This window comes from Rhodopseudomonas infernalis (assembly GCF_022271405.1).
Classification (GTDB): Bacteria; Pseudomonadota; Alphaproteobacteria; order Rhizobiales; family Xanthobacteraceae; genus Rhodopseudomonas; species Rhodopseudomonas infernalis.
The window spans coordinates 115227-134032 of the sequence record NZ_JAJNAL010000008.1 but is presented as its reverse complement, the minus strand read 5'-3'; the positions used below and the strand labels follow the sequence as shown (position 1 = coordinate 134032).

General features: G+C 65.7%; 14 protein-coding genes. 8 read left to right on the top strand and 6 right to left on the bottom strand.

Translation table 11 applies throughout. From position 1 onward, the window contains the following. Positions 1-243: 243 nt before the first annotated feature. A complete protein-coding gene (greA, locus tag LPW26_RS08125) occupies positions 244-726 on the bottom strand; it encodes a transcription elongation factor GreA (protein ID WP_238734115.1) in 483 nt (160 codons plus the stop codon). Positions 727-896: 170 nt separating this feature from the next. Then, on the bottom strand, positions 897-2096 hold the full coding sequence (locus LPW26_RS08120) for a TrmJ/YjtD family RNA methyltransferase (RefSeq protein ID WP_238734113.1): 1200 nt from the start codon (positions 2094-2096) through the stop codon (positions 897-899). A 410-nt stretch (positions 2097-2506) separates the two neighbouring features. Between LPW26_RS08120 and LPW26_RS08115 the strand changes: the two genes are divergently transcribed. The 7 genes from LPW26_RS08115 to LPW26_RS08085 all read left to right on the top strand — a co-directional run bounded on the left by LPW26_RS08115 (position 2507) and on the right by LPW26_RS08085 (position 11517). Beyond that, complete coding sequence (locus tag LPW26_RS08115; RefSeq protein ID WP_238734111.1) at positions 2507-3733, top strand: NADP-dependent isocitrate dehydrogenase; 1227 nt, start codon at positions 2507-2509, stop codon at positions 3731-3733. A gap of 143 nt (positions 3734-3876) precedes the next feature. Beyond that, entirely contained in the window at positions 3877-4209 is a 333-nt protein-coding gene (locus LPW26_RS08110) for a YnfA family protein (protein WP_238734109.1), read from the top strand. A 246-nt stretch (positions 4210-4455) separates the two neighbouring features. Beyond that, the gene (locus tag LPW26_RS08105; protein ID WP_238734107.1) at positions 4456-5289 is read left to right on the top strand and encodes a helix-turn-helix transcriptional regulator; all 834 of its coding nucleotides are present in this window, start codon (positions 4456-4458) and stop codon (positions 5287-5289) included. A gap of 141 nt (positions 5290-5430) precedes the next feature. After that, complete coding sequence (locus tag LPW26_RS08100) at positions 5431-7740, top strand: TonB-dependent siderophore receptor (protein WP_238734106.1); 2310 nt, start codon at positions 5431-5433, stop codon at positions 7738-7740. A gap of 20 nt (positions 7741-7760) precedes the next feature. Beyond that, positions 7761-8291: a hypothetical protein gene (locus LPW26_RS08095; RefSeq protein WP_238734105.1), complete on the top strand. Its 531-nt coding sequence runs from the start codon at positions 7761-7763 to the stop codon at positions 8289-8291. Continuing rightward, positions 8288-9403: a PepSY-associated TM helix domain-containing protein gene (locus LPW26_RS08090; protein ID WP_238734104.1), complete on the top strand. Its 1116-nt coding sequence runs from the start codon at positions 8288-8290 to the stop codon at positions 9401-9403. The genes LPW26_RS08095 and LPW26_RS08090 overlap by 4 nt, the downstream gene beginning before the upstream one ends. Before the next feature lie 335 nt (positions 9404-9738). Beyond that, positions 9739-11517 (top strand): cation:proton antiporter domain-containing protein, encoded by a 1779-nt coding sequence (locus LPW26_RS08085; protein WP_238734103.1) that lies wholly within the window; start codon positions 9739-9741, stop codon positions 11515-11517. On the opposite strand, the gene LPW26_RS08080 is transcribed toward LPW26_RS08085, so the two are convergent. Genes LPW26_RS08080 through LPW26_RS08070 form a run of 3 tightly spaced genes read right to left on the bottom strand, consistent with a single transcriptional unit; the run spans position 11514 to position 15173 of the window. Next, positions 11514-11705 (bottom strand): hypothetical protein, encoded by a 192-nt coding sequence (locus tag LPW26_RS08080; RefSeq protein ID WP_238734102.1) that lies wholly within the window; start codon positions 11703-11705, stop codon positions 11514-11516. The genes LPW26_RS08085 and LPW26_RS08080 overlap by 4 nt on opposite strands. Then, complete coding sequence (locus tag LPW26_RS08075; RefSeq protein ID WP_238734101.1) at positions 11702-12898, bottom strand: PepSY-associated TM helix domain-containing protein; 1197 nt, start codon at positions 12896-12898, stop codon at positions 11702-11704. Before LPW26_RS08075 ends, LPW26_RS08080 begins: the two co-directional genes overlap by 4 nt. Positions 12899-12920: 22 nt before the next feature. Further along, a complete protein-coding gene (locus LPW26_RS08070; protein WP_238734100.1) occupies positions 12921-15173 on the bottom strand; it encodes a TonB-dependent siderophore receptor in 2253 nt (750 codons plus the stop codon). Between the two features lie 572 nt (positions 15174-15745). Here LPW26_RS08070 and LPW26_RS08065 point away from each other — a divergent pair. Further along, a complete protein-coding gene (locus tag LPW26_RS08065; protein WP_238734099.1) occupies positions 15746-17707 on the top strand; it encodes an AI-2E family transporter in 1962 nt (653 codons plus the stop codon). Between the two features lie 294 nt (positions 17708-18001). On the opposite strand, the gene LPW26_RS08060 is transcribed toward LPW26_RS08065, so the two are convergent. Next, positions 18002-18805 carry a GNAT family N-acetyltransferase gene (locus LPW26_RS08060; RefSeq protein ID WP_238734097.1) on the bottom strand — a complete coding sequence of 268 codons (804 nt, stop codon included), beginning with the start codon at positions 18803-18805 and terminating at the stop codon, positions 18002-18004. Position 18806 lies beyond the last annotated feature (1 nt).

Genomic DNA, 18806 nt, shown 5'->3' with positions numbered 1-18806 from the left:
AGCGAGACGATACGGCTGCATGTTGCGGCGCAGGATCACATTTGCACGCCAGATCTAGGAGCTAGATGTTCGCGCCCAGCCGCCGCGCGAGACGAAAGAGTTAACGCCGCCGGTGGAGCCAGTAGCCTGCATGAGCGCAGCGATATGCAGGGTCAGCATAAATCCCGGGGTCGCTTCGCTCGCCCGGGCTACGGTCACTACGATCACTTGTGTTGAGGCAGTCGGCGCGCCTGCCTGCGCGGCCTACCCGATCCCCACCACTTCCAGCTCCTGCGCGCCCTTCCCGACCATGTCGCCGACTTCCTTCCCCATCAGCAGCCGTGCGACCGGCGCCGCGAACGAGATCGTGCCCTGCTTCGGATCGGCTTCGTCTTCGCCGACGATGCGGTAGGTCTGGACGCGGCCGTCGGGGCGGCGGAAGGTGACGGTGCTGCCGAACGCGACAACGTCGTTCGACTCGGGCTCCGGCATCAGCTGCGCGCTGCGGACGCGGATGTCGAAATAGCGGAGGTCGCGGGCGGGGATTGCCTCGGCGCGGCGGCGTTCGTTGACGTCTTCGATCTTGGCCGCAGCCTCGACGCCTGCGCGCGCCTCCGCGAGCTGGGCTTCGAGCGCCTTCAGCCCGGCTGCGGTGACGAGATTGGGATGCTCGGAAATCGGCCGATCCGGCAGCATCGTCTCCGATGCGGTTTCGGCACTTTCTTCCTTGGTGAAGGCGACGCTCACTTAAAACTCCGTGGTCAAAGGCGGCCAGCGCCCGAGGTGACATCCGATCCGAACCGCGCGATTGCGCGGCCGACATGACCTAACGCCCGATCCCGGATTTCGCTTCGTCCCTCCAGGCGCCAATCGTCGAAGGGCGCGGCGGGCGGCGATCCGGGCGCCGGCGGTGGTTCCTATCCCTTCACCACCACCTCAAGCCGACCCAGCACGTCGGCGATATCCCGCTCGACCGCCGCGGCCTCGATCAGAACGACGCGGTAGTCGCGTGCCTCCAGCCAGTCCTTGCGCGCCGTGCGGTCGGTGGCGATCGCGTCGCTCTCGTCCGGGTTGACCAGTTCGATCGCGATGCGGTGGGGAAACGAGACGAAATCGGGGATATGGCGGCCGACCGGGGTCTGGCGCTTGAAGGTGCCGGCGAAGCGGCGGTCCTTGCGCAGATGTTCCCACAGCAGCCGCTCGGCGTCGGTCGGGTTGCGGCGGAGCATGCGGGCGAGCCCGCGCAGCGACCCGCCGTCGGCGTCGCCGCCGCCGGCCGCCGCGCGCTCGGCCAGCAGCGCGCGCAGCCGGGTCGCCTGCTCGCCGTCGAGCACACCGCCCTTGGCCGGGCCCTTGCGGCCCTCGGCGATCGCCATGATGGCGCCGTGCAGGGTGTGGATGTCCTGCTTGGTCGGGTCCATCCGGGTGAAGATGTTGCGCAGGTTCACCAGCATGGTGTCGCGCTTCTCCGGCGGGCGGAGGAACTCGACGCGATCGAGTTCGGCGACGAGGTTGTCGAAGAACGCCTGCATCTGATGCTGCGATGCCGGCTCGGAGCGCTCCGGCATGTCGAACGGCAGCGCGCCGCCGGTGGCGTGCTTGAACCATTCGTAGCCCATCAGCAGCACCGCCTGCGCCAGATTGAGCGAGGCGAAGGCGGGGTTCACCGGGAAGGTGACGATTCGGTTGGCGAGCGCGACCTCATCATTCTCGAGGCCATGGCGCTCGCGGCCGAACATGATGCCCGCCGTCGCGCCCGTCGCGGTCGCGGCGACGATCTCCTGCGCGGCGGCCTCCGGCCCGCGCACCGGCTTGGCCTGATCGTGCGCGCGCGCGGTGGTGGCGAACAGCAGCGCGCAATCGGCCACCGCGGCCTCGACGCTGTCGAACAGCTCCACCGCATCGAGGATGTGGTCGGCGCCCGCGGAGGCGCGCGTCGCGGCGATATTTGGCCAGCCGTCGCGCGGTTTTACCAGACGTAAACGCTTCAGGCCGAAATTACCCATGGCGCGGGCGCACATCCCGATGTTCTCGCCGAGCTGGGGCTCAACCAGGATCACAACAGGACCGGCTAGGTCGGTCTGGCGCTTGGATTTATCGGTGCCTGAACCGGCCATCTTCTAAGCTTTCGGATGAGCGCCCTCAGGTCGCGGCCGATGAGCCGGGCGAGAGCGGTGTGAGATTATAGCGGAGCTTGAACCAGGCCGCCTCCGGCCTTGCTTTCGGCGCTCTTGGGTTGCCAAGGCTGAGGGCTTTTCTCAAGCGAAATAAATTGTTTACCAAGACTTTTGACGGTTCGTTAAGAACGCGAGCGGCGCTTCATTCTTCACATGAGGTTGAAGCTGCGGAGCGGTTCGCGCGCGGCCCTGCCGGAGCGGTGCGCCGGCGTCCGCTGGAACGTTGCAAAACCTGCGCCTTTGCCCGTCCATTCACCTTTCGGCGCAGCGCACCCGGTGCTATAGCGGGCGCGGCTCAAGCCCAATCCCGCCCAGAACGAAGCGCTGTCCCAAAGAAGGCCCGATCCCGCATGGCGAAAATCAAGGTGAAAAATCCCGTCGTCGAACTCGACGGCGATGAGATGACCCGCATCATTTGGCAGATGATCAAGGACAAGCTGATCACGCCGTTCCTCGACCTGGAACTGATGTATTTCGACCTTGGGATGGAGTATCGCGACAAGACCGACGACCAGGTCACGATCGATGCGGCGAACGCGATCAAGCAGGTCGGCGTCGGCGTGAAGTGCGCCACCATCACCCCGGACGAAGCGCGGGTGAAGGAATTCGGCCTCAAGAACATGTGGAAGTCGCCGAACGGCACGATCCGCAACATCCTCGGCGGCGTGATCTTCCGCGAGCCGATCATCTGCAAGAACGTGCCGCGGCTCGTGCCGGGCTGGACCAAGCCGATCGTGATCGGCCGCCACGCCTATGGCGACCAGTATCGCGCGACCGATATCAAGTTCCCCGGCCCCGGCACGCTGACGATGAAGTTCGTCGGCGAGGACGGCCAGGTGATCGAGCGCGAAGTGTTCAAGGCGCCCGGCGCCGGCGTCGCGATGTCGATGTACAACCTCGACGAGTCGATCAAGGACTTCGCCCGCGCCTCGCTGAACTACGGCCTGATGCGGAACTACCCGGTGTATCTCTCGACCAAGAACACCATCATGAAAGTCTATGATGGGCGCTTCAAGGACATCTTCGAAGAGATCTTCCAGGCCGAGTTCAAGAAAGAATACGACGCCAAGGGTCTGACCTACGAGCACCGCCTGATCGACGACATGGTCGCCTCGGCGCTGAAATGGTCGGGCGGCTACGTCTGGGCCTGTAAGAACTACGACGGCGACGTGCAGTCCGACACCGTGGCGCAGGGCTACGGCTCGCTCGGCCTGATGACCTCGGTGCTGATGACGCCGGACGGCAAGACGGTGGAAGCCGAAGCCGCCCACGGCACCGTCACCCGCCACTATCGCGAGCACCAGAAGGGCAAGGCGACCTCGACCAACTCGATCGCCTCGATCTTCGCCTGGACCCGCGGCCTCGCGCATCGCGCCAAGCTCGACAGCAACGAAGAGCTCGCCCGCTTCGCCGACCTGCTCGAGAAGGTCTGCGTCGAGACCGTCGAAGCCGGCGCGATGACCAAGGACCTCGCGCTGCTGGTCGGCGCCGACCAGCGCTGGCTGTCGACCGAGGGCTTCCTCGACAAGGTCGCGCAGAACCTCAACAAGGCGATGAGCGAAAACCGGGCCGCCTAAGTCGCGGCGCACCACTGAATCAAAAAGGCGCGGATGCCCTCCGCGCCTTTTTCTTTGTCGGGCGCGCCCCTTTCCCCGCAAGCCGTGCGCTTTATGCTGGACGCCTCGACGCCCGGTTCCGTCCCTGAAAGTCCTCGCCGCCCATGACCTCCCTCCTCACCTTCTGTGCCGCCGCGGTGATGGAGATCGCCGGCTGCTTTGCGTTCTGGGCCTGGCTGCGGCTGGACCGCTCGCCGCTGTGGCTGATCCCCGGGATCGTCGCGCTGGCGCTGTTCGCCTATCTGCTGACGCTGGCCAACAGTCCGCTGGCTGGTCGCGCCTACGCCGCCTATGGCGGGATCTACATCACCGCGGCGCTGCTGTGGGGCTGGGCGATCGAGGGCCACCGGCCAGACAGTTGGGACATGATCGGCGCCGCGATTTGCCTGGTCGGGATGAGCGTGATCCTGTTCGCGCCACGCTCGCTGCCGGCGTAAGCCGATCCGGCCGAAAAGCTGCGGGGGCTCGCGGCGCCGGTCGCATCCCGCGTTTCCAAGGCGGCCGGCGCGACGATCGTTGCCGTGACGCGCGCGTCAGCGTGAACGGCGAATGCCACCAGCGCCATTTCGCCTCGGCCACCTTCGAGCTTTTCTCGACTCCGCCCCGCGTCGTCCCGGTGCCGTCGCCAGGCTTCGGTGTCATAGTGTTGTTCCTTGTCACCAGCGGTGTTCGACGGCGGAAGCATGACATTGGAGCACAGGTGGACGGGCGCGATCTCGCAGCTCGATCTGGCCAGCGGCGTTCTGCAGCAGCCCGATGGCGATTGGGTCGACGAACAGCTGCATCACGGCACCAAGGTGGTCGTCATCCTGCGCGGCGCGATGCGGGCGCGGATCGACGGCTGCGGCAGTGAGTTCAGCATCGCCGGTCCCACGGTGTGCGTGATCCGTTCGCCGGCCCATGCCTCCGGTCGCCAGATGGTGACGGCCGACGAGCCGTTGCACTACGTGATGGTCAAGGCCGCCTTTTCACCGGGCGGCGAGGGCGAACGCGATCCGCTGACGCCGCTGTTCTGCACCGATCGCCCGAGCCTGCAACACATCGAGGCGCCGCGTGCCCTGCAGGCGCTGTGCTCACAGCTTGAGGTGTGCCCCTTCGTCGGCGCGGCGCGGGATCTGTTCCTGTCCGCAAAGGCGATCGAGATCCTCGCTTTGGCCTGCGACGCGGTCGACACCAACTCCGCGATCGAGACGCTGCGGCCGTCGCTCGGCGATGTCGAGCGCTTGAAGAAAGCCCGCGCCATCCTCCTGGAACGGCTCGGGGCTCCGCCGAATTTGCCGGCTCTGGCGGCCGCGGTGGGGCTGAACACCCGCAAGCTGACGGATGGATTCCAGGCAGCCTTCGGCACCACCGTGAACGACTTCCTGCAGGACGCACGTTTGAACGAGGCGTATCGGCTGCTGTCGAGCGGCGCCACCAACGTCTCGGAGGCCGCGCATCGCGTCGGCTACACGCCCGCTTACTTCTCGGCGGTGTTCCGAAAGCGCTTCGGAATTTCTCCGCGCGATCTGCTGTAATTCCACTCCGCGGCCGCCTTACCCCGCCCGACGACGTAGAACGTTTGTAATCGTAAGAATTCGTCCGGAAATCAAAAGTCCGACGGCTTGTCGCATTCCTCGCAGTCACGCTTCTGTGCCGCGTCCTGGAGGAATATCACGATGACCACACAGCCGCGTCCAGCCGAACTAACTGCTTCACGCCAGCGAGCGATGCGGCGCAGCCGCAGATACGCCACGTCGCTGCCGATGAGTGCATTGCTGCTGATCGGCGCGGCGGCCGAGGATGCGCGGGCCCAGGCGACGGCAGTTGCGCCCGCCTCCCCGGCCGTGAACGCGCTGCCTGCCGTGGTCGTCAGCGCCCCGAAGCAGAGCAAGCCGAAGCGGAGAGCTACACGACCGACCGTGACCGCGGCTCCCGCAGCGCTCCCCCGCCCGACCTCGCGGGCGACCTACGCACGTGACGCGGACGCATCCGGGTTCGTCGCCCGGGCCAGCACGACGGGGACCAAGACCAACACACCGCTGATCGAGACGCCGCAGTCGATCTCGGTGATCAATCGCCAACAGATGGACGCGCAGAACGTTCAATCGGTGACCGACGCCTTGCGCTACTCGGCCGGCGTGGTGGCGACGACACCGGCGATCTCACAGCGTTTCGACACGTTCAGCATTCGCGGCTTCGATGCCAGCAGCAGCGGAATCCTGCGCGACGGCCTGCGCGGCACCACCGCCCAGGCGTGGCCGAAGACCGAGCCTTACGGTCTCGAACGCGTCGAGGTTCTGCGCGGGCCGAGTTCGGTGCTGTACGGCCAGAACTCGCCGGGCGGGCTGGTCAACCTCATCACCAAGCGACCGCTCGACAAGCCTTTCCACGAAGTGATGCTGCAGGGCGGCAGCTTCGACCGGCTGCAGGGGCAGTTCGATCTCAGCGGGCCGATCGACAAGGACGGCCAGTTTCTCTACCGGCTGACCGGACTGGCGCGCGACAGCAACACCCAGTTCAAGGCGGTCCCGGACGACAAGGTGTTCATCGCGCCCGCGTTCACCTGGCGGCCGGACATCGACACCACGCTGACGATCCTGACCGACTACAGCCACGAAAAGTTCGGGCCGCCGCGCCCCTACATTCCGATCCAGGGCACACTGCTTCCCAACAAGAACGGGCAGCTGCCGCGCAACCAGTTCCTCGACCAGCCCGGTCTCGACAACGATCGCACGCAGTATTCAGCCGGATATCTGTTCGAACATCGTCTCGATGACACGTTCACGATGCGGTCGAACTTCCGCTACGGCCATGTCGACCTTTTGACCAACACCGCGTCGGGCATGAGTCTCGCGGCCGACCAGCGGACGCTCAATCGCGCGCTGTATCAATTCCGCATCGTCGGCGACACCTACGCGTCCGACAATCAGATTCAGGCCGACTGGTGGATGGGCTCGACGCAGTTCGTGTCGCTGGCCGGCGTCGACTATCGTCGGTCGACCGAGGATTACTACCTCAATAGCGGCCGCGCCCCGTCGATCGACATCTTCAACCCGGTCTACAATCAGCCGATCGGCGCGGCGACCACGCCGATGGCCTCGACCTGGCAGACCTCCGACCAGGTCGGAATCTACGGCCAGCAGCAGATCAAATTCGATCGCCATTGGGTGCTGAGCTTCGGCGGTCGGCAGGACTGGTCGAACACCGCAACGGACAATCGGCTGAAGGGCTCGACCGCGACGCAGGACGACAAGGCGTTCACTTACCGGGCGGGGCTCGTCTATCTGAGCGACGTCGGTCTTGCGCCTTATATCGGTTACTCGACTTCGTTCAGCCCGGTGCTCGGGACCGACTTCTACGGCCAGTCCTACAAGCCGACCACCGGGCGACAGGCGGAGATCGGCGTCAAATTCCAGCCGGCCGGGGCGACCAGCTTCGTCACCATGTCGGTGTTCGATCTCTATCAGGAGAACGTGCAGACCACCGATCCGAACAACTCGCTCAATCGTCTTCAAGTGGGCGAGGTGCGGTCCCGCGGATTCGAGCTTCAGGGCGTCGCCAACCCGATCGCCGGCCTCAATCTCGTGGCCTCCTACACCCACGCAGATCTCACCGTAACCAAAAGCAACAGTGCCGCCGAGCTCGGCAATCGTCCGACCGGGCTGCCGGCGGACTCCGCGTCGCTGTGGGGCGACTACACGTTCCAGAGCGGGCCGCTGGCCGGCTTCGGCGCAGGCCTCGGCACGCGCTATGTCGGCGAGAGCTTCGCGGATTCTGCCAATACCATCGGCGTGCCGTCCTACGTGCTGTTCGACGCCGCGGTCCATTACGACCTCGGCCAGCTTCATCGCGATCTGAAGGGGATGCGGCTCGCCGTCAACGCCACCAACCTCACCAACAAGCAGTACTACGTGAGCTGTTCGGCCACGAGTTGCAACGCCGGCTTCGACCGCTCGGTCATCGCCAGCCTTCGCTACCGCTGGTGAACCGTTCAGGAGATCAGACGATGCGCTTCATGTCTCATCTGGCCCGAGCCGCGATCGTCGCGGTGTGGGCGTCGACGATGCCCTGCCCCGCTTCGGCGTACGAACTCAGGCCCGGCCTGACGCAAACCGCCGTCACCTATCGTGGCGAACATCGCTGGGCGTGGCGGTCGGAGGACGGCGAGACCGGCACCTTGCGCCTCGGCTTCACCGCGGTGCCGAGCGGCGACTATCTGGTCGCCGGATCGCTGCTGCTCGACGACGCCGAACTCGGAGCCAGCGGCTCCGCCCGGTGGCGGGGCGACCGCCTGATCGTCGACCTCATGGTGAGCGGCGGGATCCGCGCACAGGCGCCCGACGAAGCCAAGCAGCGGCTGTTTGCGAAAGGTGAAGTGCCGAAGCAGATCGATTCGGCCGGCTTCGCCAGCTTTCGTGCCGAACTGTCGACGGCCCTCGACGGCGTCAGCCAGCAATATCAGACCAACGTGCTCACCGGCGGCAAGGTGCAGGGGCCGATCTATCGTAACGGCACGTTGAAGCTGCTGTCGCAGTGACGAAGCGTTCCGATCACGCCGCGCGGCTGTCGGCTCGCCGCATCTGGCGTGCGCTGCATCTTCTGCTCGCACTCACCGTCGGTACCGGCCTCGCTTTGATCGGCGCGAGCGGCGCGCTGCTGGTGCTGAAGGAGCCGCTGGTCGCCCTCGAAGTCGGGCGGGAAATCGTCAAGCCGCCGCACATCGCGGGGCGGCCGGATGCCGGCGCGGACGTCTGGATCGCGCGGGCGAGCGAACGGTATCCGGAGCTCAAGGTGATCGGAGCCAACGCGCCGGGTACGGGATTCCTGCCCGGCGACGCCGCGATCGTGTTCGGCCGCCTGCCCGAAGGCGACCTCGGCGTGGTGTTCGTGCAGCGCCAGAGCGGCGAGCCGCTCGGGCTGTTCGCGTTCGATCGATCGTGGTTCGCCGCGGCAGTGAATCTGCATCGCCGGCTGCTGCTGCCGGGCCCGCTGGGCGCCAGCGTGGTCGGCTGCTGCGGCGTCGCCCTGGCGCTGTCGCTGCTGTCGGGCGCGTATCTGTGGTGGCCGCGGCAGCGCAAATGGTGGCGGTCGTTGTGGATCGGTGGATCCGCCGCCGGCCAGCGCCGTCTGATCGAATGGCACGGCGTGTCGGCGGCGTATCTGCTGGCACCGTTGCTGGTGCTGGCGACGACAGGCCTCGCGCTCACCAAGCCGCAATGGCTGGGCTTGTCGGGCGCGGCGCCGACGAAATCGGTCTCCGGCCGGTCTGCGGCGATTGTCTGTCCCGCCGGCTCGGATCTGCGCGGCGCACTTGCGGCCGCAGCTCTGGCGCATCCAGATGCCGAGATCGTCGGCGTCCTTCTTCCGCGAGGACCCGATGGCGCTTACCAGGTCAATATGCGCTCGCCATCCTCTCGGCGCGGTGACCTCGCGATAGCCGTGAGAACCGGATGCACCAGTCCGGTAGTCGAGGCAGCAGATACGGTCCCGGCCCTGCGACGAGACTGGCTGAGCCCGCTGCATGCCGATCTGCGTCTCGGCCTGCCTGGGAGCATCATCGTCCTGCTGTGCGGGATCGCGCTGCCGACGCTCTATCTGACCGGGCTCTGGCTGTGGCTCGCACGCCGGCGACGGCGGCGCGACCGATAATCTCTAGGCGGACGACACAACAGAGCGTTTGGACGGACGATCGCGCCAGACCGGACGGATCCGCTGTGCCACACCGCTGAAAATAAACGCCGGCACCACGCCAGCGACGATGGTCGAAATCAGCGGCGTGCTATGTTCCATATCAACCGTTCTTCGACATGACGACGAGAGGTGCCACCCGCCGCGCTTCAACTCATCGCCGCGTCGCATGCGGGCTCCGCGCCGAACGAGATCCGGCCGACGACGCGCATGGGGCATTGCGATCTTTTGACGCACGCCGGTGGAATTTGATCGAGCCCCGCGCCGAAACACCGGTCGCGTGATCTGGAATCAAAATGACAACTGCAAGCGATATCGGCGTCTACCGCGAAGCCCTGGTGTTTCTCGGGACCGCCGGCGTAGTGATTCCGCTGATGACGCGGCTGCGCATCAGCCCGGTCCTCGGCTTTCTGGTCGCCGGCCTCGTGCTCGGCCCCTATAGCCTTGGACGACTCGGCGACGGAATACCCTGGCTGCAGGCCATCACCATCACCTCGCAGGAAGCGGTCGATCGGCTCGCCGAACTCGGCGTCGCCTTTCTGCTGTTCACCATCGGGCTCGAACTGTCGTTCGACCGGCTTTGGACGATGCGCCGGCTGGTGTTCGGACTCGGCATGCTGCAGGTGGTGCTGACCACCGCGGCGATCGCCGGCATCGCCATCGGCTTCGGCAACACGGTCGAGGCCAGTCTGGTGATCGGCGCCTGTCTGGCGCTCTCCTCGACCGCGATCGTGCTGCAGCTTCTCGCGGAGCAGAAGCGGCTGACGACGCTGGCGGGGCGCAGCATCTTCGCGGTGCTGCTGGCTCAGGATCTGGCGGTGGTGCCAATCCTGTTTCTGATCGTCGTGCTGGGCAACGCCAATGGCGGGGCCGTGCAAGGCGCGAACGCCGCCAGCTCGGTATGGTTCGGTCTGGCGATGGCGCTGATCCAGGCTATCGCCGCGGTCCTGCTGATCGTCGGCTTCGGACGTCTGGTGTTGCGACGGCTGTTCCGACTGGTGGCGCATACCCGCAACCGCGAATTGTTCATGGCCACCATCCTGTTCGTGGTGGTCGGCACTTCGTTGCTGACTCACGTCGCCGGGCTGTCGATGGCGCTCGGCGCCTTCCTGGCCGGGCTGGTGTTGGCCGAGACGGAGTTTCGCCGCCAGGTCGAAGTCGACATCGAGCCGTTCAAGGGCATGCTGCTCGGGCTGTTCTTCATCTCGGTCGGGATGCGGATCGATCTCGCCGAAGTCGCGCGCTACCCGCTGATGGTGGCGGCCTCGGTGTTCGGCATGGTGACGCTGAAGGCGGCGCTGGTCGCCGGGCTGACCCGCGCGTTCGGCCTGTCCTGGCCGGTGGTGGCCGAAGCGAGCCTGCTGCTCGCCGGCGGCGGCGAATTCGCATTCCTGGTGCTCGGGCTCGCCAGCTCGTCGGGACTGGTCACTCACGAGGTCGAGCAGTTCATGCTGCTGGTGTCGTCGGGCACGATGATGTTGACGCCATATCTGGCGCGGCTGGCGCGCAAGGCCAGCAAGCGCGTCCGCAACGCGACCGCGCTGGCCGATGGTCACGCTGATCCAGGCCCCGCCGAGGAGGGCCGCATCATCATCGTCGGCTATGGCCGCGTCGGCCGCATCCTCGGCGACATCCTGACTAAGCAGGACAAGCCGTTCATCGGCATCGAGATCGATCCCGAGACGGTGGGGCGGGCACGCCGCGCCGGGCGCAATCTGGTTTACGGCGACGCCACGCAGCGCGCGTTCCTGCGCAAATGCGGGCTCGCCGAAGCGCCGGCGCTGGTGGTGACGATGCACGATGCGGTGGCGGCCGAGCACGTCGTCGCCGCTGCGCGGGCCGAGCGCCCCGACTTGCCGGTGATCGTCCGCGCCCGCGACGCCGAACACGCGCGCCGGCTGTTCAAGCTCGGCGCCACCGACGTGGTCCGCGAGGTTCTCGAAGCCAGCTTCGAAATCGCCTCCACCGTGCTGCAGACCCTCGGCACCCCGGTCGGCAAGGTCATCGCCATCATCCACGATGAGCGCGATACGCGGAAGAAACAGGTCCGCGAGGGGATAGCAGCGGTGGATTAACGGGCGCGGCCGAAGCCGCCACGCGACAGCGCGATCACGATAATGATCAGCGGGACGGCAAGCGCCGCCCAGGACAACGACCGCCAGATCGCATCGTTGCCGAGCAACGCTGCCGCGAGCCCCGCCGCGATCAGAGCCGCGAGCGCGAGCGGCCAGCGCCAAATCCGCAACAGCGTTTGCGCTCTCATTCGGCGGGCCCCGGCGACAGCACATTCGCTGTGTCGGCGGCCGCTGTGCCGGCGGCGGGAGCAATCTCGGCTGCGCCGGCGAAGTCGCTGCGACGCGCCCACCAGAGATACAAGCCGCTGCCGAGTACCACGATGGTGACGCAATCGAGCAGCGCCCAAATGATCTTCAGCGGCATCCCGCCATAATCACCAAAATGCAATGGGCGCGAGACCTGTAGCGCGGTCAGATACCACGGCATCTGCACGACCGCCGCCAGCTTGCCGTTACGCGCATCGACCAGCACCGGCTTGAACAACCGCGAGGTCAGCGGGTCGTGCCCCTTGGTCCAGACGATGTAGTGATAGGGCGAACCGAACGGCGATCCCGGAAATGTGACACTGACCGGAGTCATCCCCGGCGTTGCGGCTTCTGCGACCTCAAGCGCGGCGCGGGGCGATGACGGCTGTGCCGGGATCGGCGATCCCGCGAACGAAGCAAGCATGGCCCGCACCTCCGTCATTTGCCACAACGAGAACATCGGCTTCGACAGTTCATTGATCACGCCGGTGACACCGACCACCAGCAGCCACACCAGCGGAACGACACCGAGCAGATTGTGCAGATCGAGCCATTTCAGCCGACGCGAGCGCCCCGACCGGATCGTGGCGAACTCCAGCCGCCGCATGAAGGGGCCGTACACCACCGCGCCTGAGACGATCGCGACGACGAACAGCAGCCCCATCGCGCCCAGAAACAGTTCGCCCGGCAGGCCCGCGAACAGATCGACGTGGAGTTGCCGCACCACGTTCATGACCGACGCTGCTCGCCCATCGAGGGGCGCCCCGTTCTTGAGCACGTCTCCCGTGCGCGCGTCGAACCGGATCTGGCGCATGGACCGCCGGTCGGCCTGAAACGCCTCCCACGACGGCGCCAGCGACACCACGACCTTCGGCTCGTCGTCGCCGACGACCGCGAACATCACAGTCTGGTCCGGATAGGCGGCCCGGCTTTTCGCAATCAGCCGATCGAGATCGATGCGGGCCGCGTCCGGCGGCATGGCAGCGTAAGGGAGCGCGTCGTCGAACAGATCGGCGATTTCGTCTTCAAAGACCAGCGGGAGCCCGGTGACGCAGATCAGCAGCAGAAACACGGTGCAGATCAGGCTGCTCCACTTGTGTATCCACAGCCATTTCAGCAGGGTAGCCCGCCTCACCGCTCCGGTCCTCAAGCCTGGTTCACCACCGATAGCGCAGGGTCGCGATCACTTCGCGACGCAGGCCGTAATAGCAGCCGAAATCCTGGCAGATGCCGACATAGATTTTGTCGAACAGATTGGTGGCGTTGACCGACAGTTTCATCCCGATGAACTGCTTGCCGAGCGCGCTCAGGTCGTAGTGGATCGCCGCGTCGACCAGCGTCACCGCCGGCACGTTGAACGGCGTCGTGGAGTTCGGCAGATAGTTCGAGGTGGTGCCGGCGCTCTCTCCGATGTAGCGCACGCCGCCCGCCACGCCGAAGCCGTCCAGCGGGCCGCTGTGGAAGGTGTAGTCCGCCCAGGCGCTCGCCGAATGGGTGGGTATACCGATCGGACGCTTGCCGAGCTGCGCCGCATTGTTGGACTTGGTGACGGTGAGATCCAGATAGGTGTAGGACGCCAGCGCGGTGAGGTTGGCGTTCACCTCCGCCTTGGCCTCCACCTCTACGCCGCGCGAACGGATCTCACCGGTCTGCACGCTCTTGCCGACATGCGTCGGGTCGGGATCGGTCGTCAGCACGTTTTGCTGGGTCAGATCGAAATACGCCAGCGTGTACAGCGATTTCGGATTCGGCTGGTATTTGACGCCTGCCTCGTATTGCTGGCCGCGGGTCGGCACGAAGGCGTTGCCGAAGAAATCCGTTCCTACCGTGGGCTGGAACGACTCGGTGTACTGAACGTAGGGCGACACGCCGTTGTCGAACTTGTACAAGAGCGCGCCCCGCTTGGTGATGGCGGAGTCCGATTTGTCAGCGGTCTGAACGCCGCTGTAGAGATTTTTGGTCTGAGAATCCGCCTGATCGCGGCGAATGCCGAGCAGCGCGACCCAGTTGTCGACCTTGATCTGATCCTGGGCATAGACGCCGAACTGCTGGACGTTCTGGCCGTTCGCGGAAACCGGATTGACGACGGGAATGGTGCCGTAGACGGGCGCGAAGGCATTGATCGTCGTCGCCGTTCCGGTGCCGTTGTAAGCCTTGTCCGAAGCGTTGCGATAATCGATGCCGAACAGCGTGGTGTGCTCGAACGATCCGATCCGGAACCTGCCCTCCGCCTGCGTATCGACGGAGAACGACTTGATGTACTCCCGCGTGGTATAGGCGCCGCGCGTCAGCTTGGTCGGATCGGTCGAAAAATTCGGCGATGTCACCGCGATGTCGGTGTCGCTGTCCATGTAGCGCAAGTTCTGCCTCAGCGTCAGGCCGTTACCGACATTGTGCTCCAACAGATAGCCGATCGAACCGTAGCTGCGCGAGGTGTGATCGAACCCGGGTTCGCCGGAGAAGAAGCTGGTCGGAATCGTCTGCCCCTTATAGGGATAGATCGTGCCGATCCCGTAAGGCGAAATCTGATTGTAGAATCCAGCCCTAGGATCGCGCTGATAGGTGCCGAGGACGGTGAGCGTGGTGTCGTTGGTCGGGCGCCAGGTCAAGGACGGTGCGATGGAAACCCGCTGATAGCCCTGGTAGTCGACCTGGCTGCCGACGTCGAAGCCGGACGCGGTCAGCCGATAGGCAAGCTCCTTGTTACTGTCGAGCGGGCCGCTGAGATCGACGCCACTCTGAATCCGGCCGCGCGTGCCGGTCGACACGAACATCTCGTGATTGGGCTCGAAGCTCGGTCGTTTGCTGACCATATTGACGATGCCGCCGGGTGACGCCTGCCCGTACAGAATCGAGGCCGGACCGCGCAGCACTTCGATGCGCTCGAGATTGAACGGATCAACGATGGTGTAGTTGTAGATGCCGAAATTCAGCAGCCGCAAGCCGTCGAGATACTGATCACCGAGGAAGCCTCTAATGTATACCGCGTCGAAGCGAGCATCGGCGCCGGTGACTTCGCTGCGCACTCCCGGCAGGTACCGGACCGCCTGCCCCGCGCTCTGGAACGCCTGCGCCTGAATCTGATCCTGCGTCACGACGGAGATCGACTGCGGCGTCTCGATCAACGGCGTATCGGTCTTGGTGCCGGTGCCGCTGCGGGTAGCGACAATGCCGTCGACATGTCCCCACGCAGTCTCGCGCGCAGCAGTCGCGGTGCGCGTAGCTTGCGGCAGCTGGTTAGACGGCTGGCGTGCGCGCACGATGCGCCGCAACGTCGACGAACTGCTACGGCCGCGCGAGGCGGATGTCGATCGACGTGCCTGCTGCGGCGCGTCGACGGTGACAGATGGAAGCGGCGTTGCGGTGCCTTGCGGGAAGGCGGGAGAGACGTCCATCAGGACGACAATCATCGTGCCTGCGGCACAGGAAATCGCAGCACGCGTCATCGCATGGCTTGTTGTTTTCATAGGTCGCCCCCAACAGGTCGACGTGTCGACCTGCTCAACGGGGTATATCCAGAGTTCCGTATGCCCGGAACCCGAGTGGGAATAGAATACCTCTACCTTCCAGACTTGGATCCGATCTACCAACCCGAACGAGCAAGCCATCGACGGCGTTCTAGTCCGTGCGGAAGTCATTGATTCCGCCGCGAACGAAGTGCGGATTTGCGGGCCGCGCGGGCGCGCCGGAATGACCGGGGGCGCCATCGGCCCCGGAATCTCGTAGTCGGGGGCACAGTCTTCGCAGCAACTTCCTTCGCAGCAACTTCGGGATTCCGGGTTCACGCAGGTGCGCTGCGCGGCCCGGAATGAATCGCGGAGAGGCAGTGCGTTAGGGAGAGCGCGCCTGTTCCGCTGCGCGAGCGGAACGGAGTTTCACGAGCTTACTTATCGATCGGTGCGGCTGCTGCCTCGTTCGAGGCGGCTGGTCGTGGGAGGTCGGCGCTTCGTCCGATCGCAACGGCATCGAAAGCGTCGAACGGATGAAGCTGGGGAAAGCGCAAAGCCTGGAAGACGTTGCCGGCCTGGTCGGGGCCTGCGCCGTCACCATCCTGGCCGTCATTATCATTTCGGCGCTGTATGTCGGCCGCGAGGTGTTCGTGCCAGTGGCGCTGGCGATCCTCCTCAGCTTCGTGCTGGCACGGCCGGTCAATCTGCTGCAGTCGATACGGGTGCCGCGCGCGGTGGCGGCGATCACAACCGTGCTGCTCGCCTTCGTGGTGATCTTCGCGCTCGGCAGCCTGATCGCCACGCAGCTGTCGCGCCTCGCCAACGACCTGCCGCAATATCAGTCGACGATCCAGTCCAAGATCACCTCGCTGCGCGGCGTCACCGGCGGCTCCTCCACCCTGGAGCGTGCCGAAGGCATGCTGCAGGATCTCAGCAAGGAGCTCAACAAGCCCAACAGAGCGACGCCGTCGCTGAGCAACCCGTCGCCGACCACGTCGGCGGGAGGTCCCGTCGCACCGGTCCCCGTCGAGGTGCTGCAGCCCGATCCGGGGACGCTGGCCAACCTTCGCTCGCTGATCGCGCCGCTGATCTCTCCGCTGGCGATGACCGGCATCATCGTGATCTTCGTCGTTTTCATTCTGCTGCAGAAGGAAGACCTGAGGAACCGGCTGATCCGTCTCGCCGGCACCCGCGATCTGCAGCGCACCACCGCGGCACTCGACGATGCGGCCGGCAGACTAAGCCGGCTGTTCCTCAATCAGCTGCTGCTCAACTCCGGCTTCGGTGTGCTGATCGGCACCGGACTGTGGATCATCGGCGTGCCGAGCCCGGCACTGTGGGGCATCCTGGCCGCGGTGCTGCGCTTCGTGCCCTACATCGGCTCGATTATCGCGGCGGCGTTTCCGATGACGCTGGCCGTGGCGGTGGATCCGGGCTGGTCGATGCTGATCTGGACGGCAGCGCTTTTCTTCATCATCGAACCGGCGATCGCACATGTCGTAGAGCCGTGGATGTATGGCCGCAGCACAGGATTATCACCGGTCGCGGTGGTGATTTCGGCAACGTTCTGGACGGCGCTATGGGGACCGATCGGGCTGGTACTTGCCACGCCGCTGACGGTCTGCCTGGTCGTTCTGGGACGGCATGTCGAGCGGCTGGCGTTTCTCGACGTGATGTTCGGCGACCGGCCGGCGCTTTCTCCGCCGGAGATCTTCTATCAGCGGATGCTGGCCGGCGACCCGACCGAGGCCGCCGAAAAGGCCGAGCAGTTTCTCAAGGAACGCTCGCTGTCATCGTACTACGACGACGTCGCGATGAAGGGCCTGCAACTCGCACAGGCGGATCTCGAACGCGACGCGCTCGACACGGTGCGGCTGGCCCGGATCAAGGAGACGGTGCTGGATTTCACCGAGGACCTCACCGACGAGGTCGAGCACGAACCGGACGGCGAACAATCGACCGAGGACGCCGAGGCGGCCGCCGCCGTCGACGACACGCCGGAAGACCATGCCAATGACGGGCTGCCGACGCTGAAGCCGACCGAACTCGAACCGCAATGGCAAGGCGCGGCCGCGGTGTTGTGCATCGGCGCACGCTCCGAGCTCGACGAGGCCGCCGCCCTGATGCTGTCGCATCTGTGCCGCGTACACGGCCTCGGCTCCCGGGCCGACGCGCCGAGCGCGCTGTCGACCAAGAACATCTTCGGTCTCGACGTGTCGAACGTCGCGCTGATTTGCCTGACCTATCTGGAGATCCCGAACAGCACGCACATCCGCTACGCCGTTCGCCGCCTCCGCCGCAAGGCGCCGCAGGCGAAGATCATGGTGGCGCTGCTGTCGGCGACCGGCACGACGGGACAGGACGGACAAGGCTCCGTACAGGCTGACACGATCGTGCTCAACCTGCACGACGCCGTCGCGTTCTGTCTCGACGAAGCCACCGCCGCCCCGCCTCCGCAGACCATCGAGCAACCGCTGTCCAGCGTGGCGGTGTGAGGCGTACCGGCGAAGCGGGTTGGCCCCTCACCGTCATTCCGGGGCGCGCGCAGCACACTTCCCCCTCGTCATTCCGGGGCGCGCGTAGCGCGAACCCGGAATCTCACAGCTGTTGGGTACGGCCTTCGTAACAACCTCGAGATTCCGGGTTCACGCAGCTTCGCTGCGTGCCCCGGAATGACGCGGGGAGAGGCGGAGGCACAACGCTGCCCCCTTCATGCCCGACACTTTCCCTTGTCATTCCGGGGTCGCGTAGCTTCGCTGCGGGCGACGGTGTGACATGGAGTGAGGTTGTTACCTCGCCGGGGCGCGGCGGTAGTGGTAGCGATATAGCTCGTGGTCGAAGCCGAGGCTGGCATACAGCGCGCAGCCGGCGGTGTTGTCGGCGATGACCTGCAGACAGGCGGCTGTGGCGCCGTGACTGGTGGCCCAGGCAAAGAGAGCTTGCATCATGCGCCGGCCCAAGCCCTGGCCGCGGAGCAACTCGTCGACGACCACCGACTCGACCACCAACAGGTCGCCGTGCAGCGCGCCGTAGGCGGTGGCGACGATGTGGCCGTGCTGGTGGAGCGCGAGGAAGCCGGTCGGTACAGCGATTGCGTCGATGACACGGGCGTAGACAGCCGCATGCGAGCTCGACTGTGCCTGCAGCCGCGCGATCGCCGCGAGCCAGGAGGCGTCGGCGCGTGGGGTGATGATGATGGCCGGCGCAGCAGCTGACGCATCTGCAGCTGACGCATCTGAAAGAGGCGGACTGCTTTCGAAACGCTCGCCGGCAAAGTCGCGCAGCAGCGTGCAGGTCTCGCCCTCGCGCGAAAAGCCGTGCTGATCGAGTTCGCGATCGATCTGCGCCGCGCCGGCCAGCAGCGTCGGCACGCGGACGATCAGCGGTTGGCCATGATGTCGATAGAGCGCGGCGAAGTCGGCGAGATGCGGCGCGATCGACGTCGCGCGCTCGTGCAGCGGATTGACCGAGTTGGCGCGGCGCGAGACGCCTTCGCCAAACCGCAGCAGCCAGTCGCCGCGCATCGCGCTGCGCAGGCTGGGCCAGGCGTCGAGGCAGGCCTGCTCGGCCCGCCACGCCATGCCGCTGGTCATG

Excerpts from the sequence above, each read along its gene's own strand:
- LPW26_RS08120 (WP_238734113.1), bottom strand. The coding sequence starts at position 2,096 with ATGGCCGGTTCAGGCACCGATAAATCCAAGCGCCAGACCGACCTAGCC.
- LPW26_RS08115 (WP_238734111.1), top strand. The coding sequence starts at position 2,507 with ATGGCGAAAATCAAGGTGAAAAATCCCGTCGTCGAACTCGACGGCGAT.
- LPW26_RS08110 (WP_238734109.1), top strand. The coding sequence starts at position 3,877 with ATGACCTCCCTCCTCACCTTCTGTGCCGCCGCGGTGATGGAGATCGCC.
- LPW26_RS08105 (WP_238734107.1), top strand. The coding sequence starts at position 4,456 with ATGACATTGGAGCACAGGTGGACGGGCGCGATCTCGCAGCTCGATCTG.
- LPW26_RS08100 (WP_238734106.1), top strand. The coding sequence starts at position 5,431 with ATGACCACACAGCCGCGTCCAGCCGAACTAACTGCTTCACGCCAGCGA.
- LPW26_RS08095 (WP_238734105.1), top strand. The coding sequence starts at position 7,761 with ATGCGCTTCATGTCTCATCTGGCCCGAGCCGCGATCGTCGCGGTGTGG.
- LPW26_RS08085 (WP_238734103.1), top strand. The coding sequence starts at position 9,739 with ATGACAACTGCAAGCGATATCGGCGTCTACCGCGAAGCCCTGGTGTTT.
- LPW26_RS08080 (WP_238734102.1), bottom strand. The coding sequence starts at position 11,705 with ATGAGAGCGCAAACGCTGTTGCGGATTTGGCGCTGGCCGCTCGCGCTC.
- LPW26_RS08070 (WP_238734100.1), bottom strand. The coding sequence starts at position 15,173 with ATGATTGTCGTCCTGATGGACGTCTCTCCCGCCTTCCCGCAAGGCACC.
- LPW26_RS08065 (WP_238734099.1), top strand. The coding sequence starts at position 15,746 with ATGAAGCTGGGGAAAGCGCAAAGCCTGGAAGACGTTGCCGGCCTGGTC.
- LPW26_RS08060 (WP_238734097.1), bottom strand. The coding sequence starts at position 18,805 with ATGACCAGCGGCATGGCGTGGCGGGCCGAGCAGGCCTGCCTCGACGCC.